A 12,249-nucleotide genomic window follows, 5' to 3' on the forward strand; every position below is an offset into this window, starting at 1 on the left:
AAGTTGCTGCTTCACAAATGTTTGCGGCCGTAGTTTACGTGTTAGATTCTAATCAGTTTAATAATTTCTGGAGGCATCATGAGGATAGGCATACCGGCCGAAACGCGGCCCGGCGAGACCCGGGTCGCGGCCACGCCCGAGACCGTCAAGAAGCTGGCGGCGAAGCACCAGATCGTCGTGCAGGCGGGGGCCGGCCTGCAGGCCTCGATTCCCGACGAGGCCTACGCCGCCGCCGGCGCGCAGATCGGCAGCGCCCAGGAAGCCTATGGCTGCGCCATCGTGCTGAAAGTGCGTGCCCCCGACGCCGCCGAACGCTCCCTGATGGCTGCCGGCACGGTGCTGATCGGCATGCTCAATCCGTTTGATGCCGACAATATCGCCGCCATGGCGACGGTGGGCCTGTCGGCCTTTGCGCTCGAAGCCGTGCCGCGCATCACGCGTGCGCAGTCGATGGACGTGCTGTCCTCGCAAGCCAATATCGCCGGCTACAAGGCGGTGCTGGTGGCGGCCAATACCTACCAGCGTTTCATGCCGATGCTGATGACGGCGGCCGGCACCGTCAAGGCGGCGCGCGTGCTGATCATGGGCGTGGGCGTGGCCGGCCTGCAGGCGATTGCCACCGCGAAGCGCCTGGGCGCCGTGATCGAAGCGTCCGACGTGCGCCCGCCCGTCAAGGAGCAGGTCGAGTCGCTGGGCGCCAAGTTCCTCGATGTGCCTTTCCTGACCGACGAGGAAAAGGAAATTGCCAAGGGTTCGGGCGGCTACGCACGCGCCATGCCGGCCGACTGGATGCGGCGCCAGGCCGAACTGGTGCATGAACGGGCGAAACTGGCCGACATCATTATCACCACCGCGCTGATACCTGGCCGCGCCGCGCCGGTGCTCATTTCCGAAGAGACGGTGAAGGCCATGAAGCCCGGTTCCGTAATCGTCGATCTGGCGGTGGAGCAGGGCGGCAACTGCCCGCTGTCCGAGCTGGGCAAGACGGTGGTGAAACATGGCGTGTATATCGTCGGCGAGCCGAACCTGGCGACCCTGGTGGCGGCCGACGCCTCGGCCCTGTATGCGCGCAACGTGCTCGATTTCCTGAAGCTCATCATCGACAAGGACGATCTCCTGCTGATCGACCGCGAGGACGAGATCATCAAGGCCAGCCTGGTGTGCACTGGCGGCGAAGTGTTACGTAAATAAGTTACGCAAATGCGTCAGAAAATAACCATCGACATCAGGAGAGCGGCATCATGGATATCAGTCACACCATCACCAACCTAATCATCTTCGTGCTGGCCATTTACGTGGGCTACCACGTGGTCTGGACCGTCACGCCGGCGCTGCATACGCCGCTGATGGCCGTCACCAACGCCATTTCCGCCATCATCATCGTCGGCGCCATGCTCGCTGCCGGCCTGACGCAAGGTCCGCTGGCGCAGGCGGCCGGCACCCTGGCCGTGGCGCTGGCGGCGGTCAATGTGTTCGGCGGTTTCATGGTCACCCAGCGCATGCTGGAAATGTTCCGTAAAAAAGAACCGAAGGCCAGGCCGGCGGACAAGCAAGGGGACAAATAATGAATCACGCCATGAGCTTCGTCACCATGAATCTGGTGACGATGATGTACCTGATCGCCTCGGTGTGCTTTATCCAGGCCCTGAAGGGACTGTCGTCGCCAGCCACGGCGCGCCGCGGCAATGCCTTCGGAATTTCCGGCATGGCGATCGCCGCCGTCACCACCGTGGCATTGATTTTGAAACTGAAGGAACAGCAGACTGGCGGCATGGGCTTGAGCCTGGTCATTATCGGTATCGTGACGGGCGGCGCGATCGGCGCTTATCTCGCGAAAACCGTGGAAATGACCAAGATGCCGGAACTGGTGGCGGCCATGCATTCGCTGATTGGTCTCGCGGCCGTTTGCATCGCAGTGGCGGCGGTGTCGGAACCATGGGCCTTCAATATCGCCGAACAAGGCCAGGCGCTGCCGATCGGTAACCGCTTCGAACTGTTTATCGGCACCTTTGTCGGCGCCATCACGTTTTCCGGTTCGGTAATCGCGTTTGGCAAGCTGTCGGGCAAATACAAGTTCCGCCTGTTCCAGGGCGCGCCGGTCAGCTTCAAGGGCCAGCACCTGCTGAACCTGGTGCTGGCGCTGGTGATGGTCGGCCTGGGCCTGATGTTCTGCTTTGCCGATGGGGTACAACCGGCCTGGACGCCGTTCGTGATAATGGCCATCATCGCCTTTGCGCTGGGCGTGCTGATCATCATTCCGATCGGCGGCGCCGACATGCCGGTGGTGGTGTCGATGCTGAACAGCTACTCGGGCTGGGCGGCGGCCGGCATCGGCTTTTCGCTGAATAACTCGATGCTGATTATCGCCGGTTCCCTGGTGGGTTCCTCCGGCGCGATCCTGTCGTACATCATGTGCAAGGCCATGAACCGCTCGTTTTTCAATGTGATCCTGGGCGGCTTCGGTGGCGATGCGCCGGCTGCAGGCGCAGCCGGCGCACAGGAACAGCGGCCCGTGAAATCGGGTTCGGCCGACGACGCCGCCTTTATCATGGGCAATGCGGAAACCGTGATCATCGTGCCCGGCTACGGCCTGGCCGTGGCGCGCGCCCAGCATTCATTGAAAGAGCTGGTGGAAAAGCTGACCCACAAGGGCGTCACCGTCAAGTATGCGATCCATCCCGTGGCCGGACGCATGCCTGGCCATATGAACGTGCTGCTGGCCGAAGCCGAAGTGCCGTACGACCAGGTGTTCGAGATGGAAGACATCAACGGCGAATTCGGCCAGACCGACGTGGTGCTGGTGCTGGGCGCGAACGACGTCGTCAACCCGGCGGCGAAAGATCCGAAGTCGCCGATCGCCGGCATGCCTATCCTGGAAGCGTACAAAGCCAAGAGCATTATCGTCAACAAGCGCTCGATGGCCTCCGGCTATGCGGGCCTGGACAATGATCTTTTCTACCAGGCCAATACGATGATGGTGTTTGGTGACGCGAAAAAGGTCATCGAGGATATGCTCAAGGCGGTGGAGTAACTGCGGACGGCCGCCGCATTAACGGCGGCCGTACATCATCAGTTGCGCCAGGCCTTTGCGCGCCGGGCTGACGATATCCAATAGCCCCAGCGACAGACCCAGCGCGCTTTGCGCTGGTGACGATCCGGTAAAGATGCGCGCCATGGTGTCGGTCACGCGTACTGTGGCGTTGCGATCAAACTGGCGCAGGTTTGCATACTGGATCAAGCCTGCGGGACTGCTGTCCTGGGCCAGCACGCGGGCCAGTACGGCGGCGTCGCGCAGGCCCAGGTTCAGGCCCTGGCCCGCCACCGGATGCAGGGTTTGCGCCGCATTGCCGATGGCCACGCTGCGCGCAGTGCCGGCCGCTTGCGCATTGAGGCCCAGCGGATAGGCCAGGCGCGCCGTTGCGTGCGTGAAATGTCCCAGCCGTCCGCCAAAGGCCTCGCCCAGGCACGCCAGGAAAGCGCTGTCGCCCTGCGACAGCAGTTGTTCCGCGCGCGTTGGTGGTACGCACCACACCAGCGCATAGCCGTCGTCCTGCGGCAGCAGCGCCAGCGGACCGTCGTCGGTAAATCGTTCGTAGGCGCGGTGCGCGATCGGCGCATTGACCTTGACCCAGGCGATGATGGCGCTCTGGCCATAGTCGCGGCTGACGGCGCGATCGGCCTGCTGGCCAAACAGGCCGCCTTCGGCCTGCACCAGCAAGCGTGCACGCAGATCGGTCACCACGCCGTCCTGTTCCAGCGGCACGGTCACGCCGTCGGCGTCTTCCATGCTGCCGGTGACCAGCGCCGGGCGCAAGGTGGTCAGCCCCAATCGCGCGCATTCGTCGGCCAGCACTGCTACCACGTCGCCATAGCGGGCCACATAGCCGAGCGCATCGACGCCATGTTCTGCGCGGTCCATCAGGCTGCGCCCGAAGCGCCCGCGCCGCGACACATGAATTTCATGGATCGGCGTGGCTGCCACCGGCCAGGCGCCTGCTTCTTCGAGGATCTGGCGGCTGCCGTAAGACAGGGCGATAGTGCGCGGGTCGCGCCTGGCCTGCTCGATCGACCTGGCGTCGAGCAGGGCGATGCCGGCCGGTTTGATAGCGTTCGCGCCGCGCCGCACCAGCAGGGCGGCCAGCGCCATGCCGACCGGGCCGGCGCCGCAGATGGCAAGATCAAACGAAGGCGATATGGGCATGTGGCAGATTCAATCCTGTGACATCAGTTGTTCGATTTCAGCCACGCTTTTCGGCGCCGTGCTGAAGCTTTCATGGCCCTGCGGCGTGACCAGCACATCATCCTCGATGCGGATACCGGTGTTCCAGAAGTGCTCCGGCACGCCGGGCGTGGGGCGCACATAGATGCCCGGTTCGACTGTCAGCACCATGCCCGCTTCCAGCAGCCGCCACGGCTTGCCCTCGGCCTGGGTATCGCGGTAGGCGCCCACATCGTGCACGTCCATTCCCAGCCAGTGGCTGGTGCCGTGCATGTAGAAAGCCATATAGGCCTTGTCGGCGATGACATCCTGCACCCCGCCGCACTGTTGCCGGTCCAGCAGCCTCAGGTCCAGCATGCCTTGCGCCAGCACCTGCAGTGCCGCTTCGTGGATCAGGCTTTGCTGCAGGCCGGGGCGCACCATGTCAAGTGAAGCCTGCTGCGCCGCCAGCACCAGTTCATACAGTTCGCGCTGCGGTGCAGAAAAGCGCCCGTTGACGGGCCAGGTGCGCGTGATGTCCGAGGCATAGCCATCAAGTTCGCAGCCAGCATCGACCAGCAGCAGTTCGCCATCGTTCAGCACCGCGTCGTTGGCGCTGTAGTGCAGGATGCAGGCATTGGCGCCACCGGCCACGATCGGCGTATAGGCGGGAAACTGCGCGCCGCTGCGGCGAAACTCGTACAGCAGTTCCGCTTCGATCGCATATTCATGGAGACCGGGGCGGGTGGCGCGCATGGCGCGCACGTGGGCTGCGCTGGAAATCGTGGCAGCGCGCCGCATCACGTTCTGTTCTTCCGGGTCTTTCAGCAGGCGCATGGCGTCGAGCATGGCGGTAATGTCATGCGCGCTTGCCGGTGGCGTGACGCCACTGCGGGCCTTTTGTCGTACCGTATGGCGCCACAGCTTGACTTGCACATCGAGGCTGCTGCCCATCGGGTAGTAAATCGCCGGCGCGTCAGTCAGCAGGCGCGCCATTTCCACGTCCAGTTCCTCGATGGCAAACGCGGCATCGAAGCCGAAGGCGGCGCGCGCCGCTTCCGGGCCGTGGCGAAAGCCGTCCCAGATTTCGCGCTCGGCATTTTTTTCGCGGCAAAACAATATGGCGCGTGCCGGCGCAGTGCTGCTGGCGGCCACCAGCGCCAGCACGCTGTGTGGCTCCGTAAAACCGCTCAGGTAATAAAACGCGCTGTCGTGGCGATACGGATAGTCGCAATCGCTGTTGCGCGGCACCTCGGGCGCGGTAGCGAGGATGGCCACGCTGCCTGGCGCCATCTGCGCCATCACGGCCGCGCGGCGCGCTGCATGGTTGGCCATCATGCTGCGCTTGCTCCCGCCTTGACACCGTTCAGGGCGTCGAGCTGGGCCGGCGTGCCGACATTGGTCCACTCGCCAGGATAAACTTCGCCGCCGATGCGGCCCAGCTCGGCGTACTTGCGCAGCAAATCGCCCAGCCCCGCATGGCTGCCGGGCGCGATGCCGTCAAACATTTCAGGCCGGTACACGCCGATATTGGCAAACGTCCATTTCGGCTGGCCCGTGTTGTTGAGCGAATACAGGGTCAGGCCGAAGTCGCCATCCGGATGGAAGTCGGGATTCGGCACCAGATAGGCCCAGGCGATATCGCGCTGGTCTTGCGGGTAAGGCGTGCCCAGAACGTCCTTGTCGGCCAGCACATCAAGCACCTGGCTGAAATCGAAATACGGGCAATAGATATCGCCGGAAATGGCCAGGAACGGCTCCTCGCCCAGCAGATGACGGGCCTGGGCGATGCCGCCGGCCGTTTCCAGCGGCGTGCTCTCTGGTGAATACGCGATGCGCGCGCCGTACTGGCTGCCGTCGCCCAGGGTTTCCTCGATTAAATGGCCCAGGTGGGAATGGTTGATGACGATCTCGGTGATGCCGGCGCGCACCAGGTTCAGCACATGCCAGACTATCAGCGGACGGCCACGCACTTTCAGCAGCGGTTTGGGGCAGGTATCGGTGAGCGGACGCATCCGTTCACCGCGGCCTGCGGCGAAAATCATGGCTTTCATGGAATCTTTTCTGATCAGAAGGTGTAGCCGACTTGCGGCGTTTTATTCTCTAAAGCATCGAGCAGCCGTACCAGCGGTTTGAGTTCCGTATAGCGGTTGGCGGTCTTGCGCACATAGTCGAGCACGGTGGGCAGGTCGCCCATGTACAGCGACTTGCCGTCGCGGTAGTTCAGGCGCGCGAACAGGCCCAGAATTTTCAGGTGGCGCTGCAGCGCCGTGAATTCGAAGTCGCGGTAAAACGCATCGATATCGGGATTGACGGGCAGGCCCAGCTGCTTGGCGCGCTGCCAGTAGCGTATCACCCAGTCGAGCACCAGTTCTTCATCCCACTGTATATACGCGTCTCGCAGCAGCGAGGCGATATCGTAGGTGATGGGGCCGTACACGGCGTCCTGGAAGTCGAGGATGCCGGGATTGGGCAGGGAACCGTCGTTGACATGCATCAGGTTGCGCGAATGGTAGTCGCGGTGCATGAAGACTTGTTGCTGCGACAAGATATTCGCCGTGATGGCCTCGAACACCTTGTTCAGCTGGGTTTCCTGCACATCGGTCAGGGTGGCGCCCAGGTGCTTGCCGATAAACCATTCCGGGAACAGATTCATTTCGCGCAAAATAAAGGCGCGGTCGAATTCGGCCAACACGCCCGGCTCGCTGGCCTGCTGGATTTTCATCAGCGACTCCAGCGCTTCGGCGTACAGCACGGCCGCGTTATCGTGGTTCAGCGCATCGAGATAGGTGGTGGTGCCCAGGTCCGACAGCAGCAGGAAGCCGTTGTCGATATCTTGCGCGACGATCTCGGGCACTGACACGCCGGCGTTTTTCAGCAGACTGGCTACCTTGACGAAAGCGGGCACGTTTTCGCGCTCGGGTGGCGCATCCATGGCGATCAGAGTACTGCCGTGCACGTTGGCGGCGCCTGGCAAGACGTCAAGCCGGTAGTAGCGGCGGAAGCTCGCATCGCTGGAAGCAGGGCGGGCCGAATCGGCGGCGACGAGGTTCAGCGTGGTCAACCAGGCTTTCAACAGGGTCAGGCGAGCGTCGGCCGGTGCCGGCGCGGTGGTGGAATTGGAAGAGAATGACATTAAGCGGCCTGTGGAATCGGGTTGATCGTGCGGATTCCCATATAATAAGGGATTCAAATCAAAAAATCGCCTGTCAATGGTGCTTGCCCCTTCGAATTCATGAGCTGGTTTTCGGCCTCCCCCTCTTCACAGCGCTGGGCTTTTGCCATCAGCGCGATCGTCACCGCCACCGCGGTGCCTGCCCACGCCCAGAAAGCGCCCCGCCCGCATGTGGAGAACGCGCCTCATCCTGTCCATGTGGAAGATCCGGATGCGCCCACCGTCATGACGGCCGACAGCATGAGCGGCCGACCGGAACGCGAGCTCAATCTGAACCAGAATGTGGTGATCGAGCGGGGAGCGGCTACCAAAATGACGGCTGATACAGCTTGTTACAAACAAGTTGAAGATGAGTTTGATGCGGACGGTCGCATCAAGATGTGGCGTTTCGGCGACTATTATACGGGCGACGTGATGAAGCTGAATATGGAGACCGGCAAGGGTTTTCTGCTCAATCCCACGTATCGCTTCGAAGTCGGCGGCGGGCGCGGCAAGGCCGAGCGGGTCGACTTCATCAGCCAGGAAGAAGCGACTATCATCGACGGTACCTACAGTACCTGCGAAGGCCCGAACCCCGACTGGTACCTGAAATCGAGCACCCTGAATCTCGATACCGGGCGCGACGTGGGTACCGGCAGCAAGACCATCATTTATTTCAAGGACGTGCCTATCCTCGGCACGCCTGGCATCTCGTTCTCGCTGTCGGGCGCGCGCCGCTCGGGCTGGCTGGCGCCGACGCCGGGCTTCAACTCGAAAAACGGCTTTGAACTGCTGATGCCGTACTACCTCAATATCGCACCGAACCGCGACCTGACCTTGTATCCGAAATACATACAGCGGCGCGGCATCCAGCTGGGCGCCGTCGGGCGTTACCTGGGCGAGACGGATGCCGGCCTGTACAGCGGCGAGACCGCCATCGAGTACCTGCCGAACGACAAGCAGACCAAGACCGATCGCTATATGATCAAGTCGCGCCACGAGCAGGCGCTGGCTGTGGGCTGGACCTATGGCTGGGATGTGCGCGAAGCGTCGGACAATAATTATCCGAGCGACTTTTCGAAAAACGTGGCCGGCGCCACCGAGCGCCAGTTGCTGCGCGAGTTGCGCACCGACTACCGCACCGAAGACTGGAGCCTGACGGCGCGCGTACAGAATTACCAGGTGCTGCAAGACCCGGCTGCCGCAACCGATCCCAGCTTGTTCGTGACGCGTCCATATGACCGTTTGCCGTCGATTAATTTCCATGCCGGCAAATATGATGTATGGGGTGGTTTCGACTGGACGCTCGACAGCGAAGTGACGCGCTTCGTGCACCCGACGCTGGTACAGGGCAACCGTGTGGTCGTGGTGCCGCAGGTGAGTTTTCCGATCGTGCGCCCCGGTTACTTCATTACGCCCAAGCTGATGCTGAACGCCAGCGCCTATCAGCTCGACAACAACGCCACCACCAGGGCGTCGTTTCCGAATACCTCGTTTTCGCGCGCGATTCCCACCATTTCGGTCGATAGCGGCCTGGTGTTCGAGCGCGACAGCAACCTGTTCGGCGCCAAAGGCGGCACGCAGACCTTCGAGCCGCGGCTGTTCTATGTCTACACGCCTTACCGCGACCAGTCGCAGTTTCCCAATTTCGATACCGCTGACGCGACGTTCAACCTGACGCAGCTCTTCACGGAAAACCGTTTTGTCGGCAGCGACCGCATCGGCGACGCCAACCAGGTGACGGCAGCCGTCGTCTCGCGCTTCCTGCAAGCCGATGGTGCCGAGCGCCTGCGCCTGACGTTCGGCCAGCGTTTCTATTTTGCCGACCAGCGCGTGCAACTGACGTCGACCACGCCGGTCAACCAGGCGCGTTCGGACATCCTGCTGGGCGCTACCGGCCGCGTGTCGGAAACCTGGACCGTCGACAGCCTGGTACAGTACAACCCGACTGACAGCCATCTGGTCAGTTCGACCTATTCGGTACAATACCAGCCAGGTCCCAAAAAAGTGCTGAATGTCGGCAGCCGTTTCCAGAGCGGCAGTTTCCGCAATGCCGACGTGTCGGGCCAGTGGCCACTGAGCGAGCGCCTGTATGGCGTGGGCCGGGTCAGCTACTCGCTGCTCGACCGCCGTTTGCTTGAAGGCCTGGTCGGCCTGGAATACAAGGGCGACTGCTGGGTGTTCCGCATGGGCGCGCAGCGCTTCGTGACCTCGGCCCAGAAAACCTCGACGCCGATCTTTTTCCAGCTGGAACTGACGGGCCTGTCGAACGGCCTGGGCCTGGGCGCGAATGGCCTGGAAACATTTACAAAAACGATCCCTGGCTATCAGGCATTGAACCCGCCTATCCGTTAAGATGGGCGCTGCTGCTGCCGCCGGCGTTCCCGGCGCTGGCGCAAACCGGTTTTTTTATTCACTTGAACTCATGAGCGCTCTACACATTATGCGTAATGCCAGTATGCACCAACTCAAAATTGCCGCGGTCCTGTTGTGCGCCCTGTCCGGCGCCACGACCAGTAGTGTCTGGGCGCAACAGGCCGCGCCTGCTGCCGCGCCTGCCGCCACCAAGCCCGCACCGGTCAAGGGTTTTACCCCGCCAGCGTCCAGCAGCGGCAAGGCCATCGATTCGATCGCCGTCGTCGTCAATGACGATGTGATCACCCGCAATGAAGTCGCAGCGCGCATCAAGAGTGTGGAACAGCGCATGAAGGCGCAGAACGTGCCCTTGCCCGACCCTGCCGACCTGCGCCGCCAGTTGCTGGAGCGCATGATCGTCGAGCGCGCACAGATGCAGCTGGCCAAGGAAATGGGCGTGCGCGTCGATGACCAGACGCTGGACCGCGCCATCGGCCGCATTGCCGAACAGCAGAAGATGAGCATCCAGGACTTGCGCAACCAGATGGAAAAGGAAGGCACGCCATTTGCCACCTTCCGCGAGGAAATCCGCGACGAAATCATCATGCAGCGCCTGCGCGAACATGAAGTCGACGCCAAGATCCAGATTTCGGACTCCGAAGTGGACAACTTCCTTGCTGCCGAAAAAGCCGCTGCCAGCGAACAGGCCGAACTGAACCTGTCGCAGATATTGGTGCGCATTCCGGAAAATTCCACGCCCGAACAGATCGCCGCCCGCCGCGCACGCGCCGAGGAAGTGAGCCGCCAGTTGCGTACCGGCGCCGATTTCGCCAAGATGGCCGCCACCTATTCCGACGCCAGCGATGCGCTGAGCGGCGGCGAGATCGGCTGGCGCAATAGCGACCGCCTGCCGCCACTGTTTACCGAGCAGCTGCTCAAGCTGAAACCGGGCCAGATCACGCCTATTATCAAAAGCAACACCGGTTTCCATATCCTGAAGCTGGTGGACCGCCGCAGCGCGGCCGAAGCGCAGGCAGTGGCCGCCGTGCAGCAGACGCATGCGCGCCATATCTTGCTGAAAGTCACGCCAACCATGTCGGCCGCAGAAGCCAAGCGCAAGCTGCTGGAGCTGAAAGAACGCCTCGACAACAAGGCCGCCAAGTTTGAAGACCTGGCCCGTTTGTTTTCCAACGATGGTTCGGCGGCCAAGGGCGGCGACCTGGGCTGGCTGTATCCCGGCGACACCGTGCCCGAATTTGAAACGGCAATGAATGCCCTGAAACCTGGCGAAGTGAGCCAGCCGATCGAGTCGAGCTTCGGTTTCCACCTGATCGAAGTGCTGGAACGCAAGAGCGATGACGTCTCGAAAGAGAAGCAACGCAACGCTGCCCGTAACGCCCTGCGCGAGCGCAAGCTGGAAGAAGCGACGGAAAGCTGGGCGCGCGAAGTGCGCGACCGTGCTTACGTCGAATTCCGTCCTGACGACCAGTAATGGCTACAGTCACACCAGCGCGCCCGGCCATCGCCATCACCTGTGGCGAACCGGCCGGCGTCGGCCCCGAGATATCGATCCGCGCGGCCTGGGCCATGCGTCATGAAGCGAACTGCATCCTGCTCGGCGACGCGGCCTACCTGGCACTGACCGCCAGCCTGATCGACCCCGAGATCCGCCTGGCGGCGCTGTCGCTGCAGGCGGTGCGCAACAGCGGCCTGCCGAACTTCGGCAGCGGCCGCCTGGCGGTGATCGATATTCCCACCGTCAATAACGTTATTCCCGGCGTGCTCGACAAGAACAATGGCCGCGCCGTGCTCGACACGCTCGATGCGGCCGTCGAAGGCATCGACGCCGGCTGGTTTGGCGCCATGGTGACGGCGCCCTTGCAAAAAAGCACGATCAATGACGCCGGCATCGCCTTTACCGGCCACACCGAATACCTGGCTGGCAAGACGGCCACCCGGCAGGTGGTGATGATGCTGGCCGGCGACCCTGGCCACGGCCAGCCTGTGCTGCGCGTGGCGCTGGCCACCACGCACCTGCCGTTAAAAGACGTGCCGGCCGCCATCACGCTGGACGGCCTGGCGACCACGCTCGACATCATCGATGCCGACCTGCGCAACAAATTCGGCATCGCCGCGCCGCGCATCCTGGTCACCGGCCTGAACCCGCATGCGGGCGAAGGTGGCTACCTGGGGCGCGAGGAGATCGATGTGATCGCCCCCGCGATTGCCGCAGCGCAAGCGCGCGGCATCGATGCGCGAGGCCCGTATCCGGCCGATACCCTGTTCCAGCAAAAATACCTGGACGATGCCGATTGCGTGCTGGCCATGTACCACGACCAGGGTTTGCCGGTATTGAAATACGCCACCTTTGGCCGCGGCATCAACGTCACCCTGGGCCTGCCACTGATCCGTACCTCGGTCGACCATGGCACGGCGCTGGACGTGGCCGCGCAGGGCCTGGGCCTGGCCGACTGCTCCAGCATGCAGCAAGCCTTGCGCACGGCGCGCGAGATGCTGCTGGCCAGTGCCAGCTGACTTTACT

10 protein-coding genes are annotated in these 12,249 nt (G+C 62.6%); 6 read left to right on the forward strand and 4 right to left on the reverse strand.

Annotated elements, in window-relative coordinates:
- Window positions 1–78: 78 nt before the first annotated feature.
- From ACQ4WM_RS21625 to ACQ4WM_RS21635, 3 genes are read left to right on the forward strand one after another with little or no spacing between them, the layout of a single operon-like run.
- Complete coding sequence (locus tag ACQ4WM_RS21625) at window positions 79–1,191, forward strand: Re/Si-specific NAD(P)(+) transhydrogenase subunit alpha (protein WP_436548714.1); 1,113 nt, start codon at window positions 79–81, stop codon at window positions 1,189–1,191.
- Between the two features lie 50 nt (window positions 1,192–1,241).
- Complete coding sequence (locus ACQ4WM_RS21630; protein ID WP_312438119.1) at window positions 1,242–1,565, forward strand: NAD(P) transhydrogenase subunit alpha part 2; 324 nt, start codon at window positions 1,242–1,244, stop codon at window positions 1,563–1,565.
- 11 nt (window positions 1,566–1,576) lie between these two features.
- On the forward strand, window positions 1,577–3,031 hold the full coding sequence (locus ACQ4WM_RS21635; RefSeq protein WP_436548715.1) for an NAD(P)(+) transhydrogenase (Re/Si-specific) subunit beta: 1,455 nt from the start codon (window positions 1,577–1,579) through the stop codon (window positions 3,029–3,031).
- 18 nt (window positions 3,032–3,049) lie between these two features.
- Here the strand turns inward: ACQ4WM_RS21635 and ACQ4WM_RS21640 are convergent, their stop codons facing one another.
- Genes ACQ4WM_RS21640 through ACQ4WM_RS21655 form a run of 4 tightly spaced genes read right to left on the reverse strand, consistent with a single transcriptional unit; the run spans window position 3,050 to window position 7,334 of the window.
- Entirely contained in the window at window positions 3,050–4,201 is a 1,152-nt protein-coding gene (locus ACQ4WM_RS21640; protein WP_436548716.1) for an FAD-dependent monooxygenase, read from the reverse strand.
- Between the two features lie 9 nt (window positions 4,202–4,210).
- The gene (locus ACQ4WM_RS21645; protein ID WP_436548831.1) at window positions 4,211–5,533 is read right to left on the reverse strand and encodes an aminopeptidase P N-terminal domain-containing protein; all 1,323 of its coding nucleotides are present in this window, start codon (window positions 5,531–5,533) and stop codon (window positions 4,211–4,213) included.
- Window positions 5,533–6,252: an N-acetylmuramate alpha-1-phosphate uridylyltransferase MurU gene (gene murU, locus ACQ4WM_RS21650; RefSeq protein WP_436548717.1), complete on the reverse strand. Its 720-nt coding sequence runs from the start codon at window positions 6,250–6,252 to the stop codon at window positions 5,533–5,535. The genes ACQ4WM_RS21645 and murU overlap by 1 nt, the downstream gene beginning before the upstream one ends.
- A gap of 14 nt (window positions 6,253–6,266) precedes the next feature.
- Window positions 6,267–7,334 carry an aminoglycoside phosphotransferase family protein gene (locus ACQ4WM_RS21655; RefSeq protein WP_436548718.1) on the reverse strand — a complete coding sequence of 356 codons (1,068 nt, stop codon included), beginning with the start codon at window positions 7,332–7,334 and terminating at the stop codon, window positions 6,267–6,269.
- A 99-nt stretch (window positions 7,335–7,433) separates the two neighbouring features.
- On the opposite strand from ACQ4WM_RS21655, the gene ACQ4WM_RS21660 reads away from it, so the two are divergent.
- The 3 genes from ACQ4WM_RS21660 (at window position 7,434) to pdxA (ending at window position 12,242) form a co-directional block, all read left to right on the forward strand.
- A complete protein-coding gene (locus tag ACQ4WM_RS21660) occupies window positions 7,434–9,707 on the forward strand; it encodes an LPS-assembly protein LptD (protein WP_436548719.1) in 2,274 nt (757 codons plus the stop codon).
- 103 nt (window positions 9,708–9,810) lie between these two features.
- Window positions 9,811–11,199 (forward strand): peptidylprolyl isomerase, encoded by a 1,389-nt coding sequence (locus ACQ4WM_RS21665; RefSeq protein ID WP_436548720.1) that lies wholly within the window; start codon window positions 9,811–9,813, stop codon window positions 11,197–11,199.
- Window positions 11,199–12,242, forward strand: coding sequence for a 4-hydroxythreonine-4-phosphate dehydrogenase PdxA (gene pdxA, locus ACQ4WM_RS21670; protein ID WP_436548721.1), 1,044 nt, complete (start codon window positions 11,199–11,201; stop codon window positions 12,240–12,242). Before ACQ4WM_RS21665 ends, pdxA begins: the two co-directional genes overlap by 1 nt.
- The last annotated feature ends 7 nt before the right edge of the window (window positions 12,243–12,249 follow it).

The organism is Janthinobacterium longum (assembly GCF_051380735.1).
Lineage (GTDB): Bacteria > Pseudomonadota > Gammaproteobacteria > Burkholderiales > Burkholderiaceae_D > Janthinobacterium.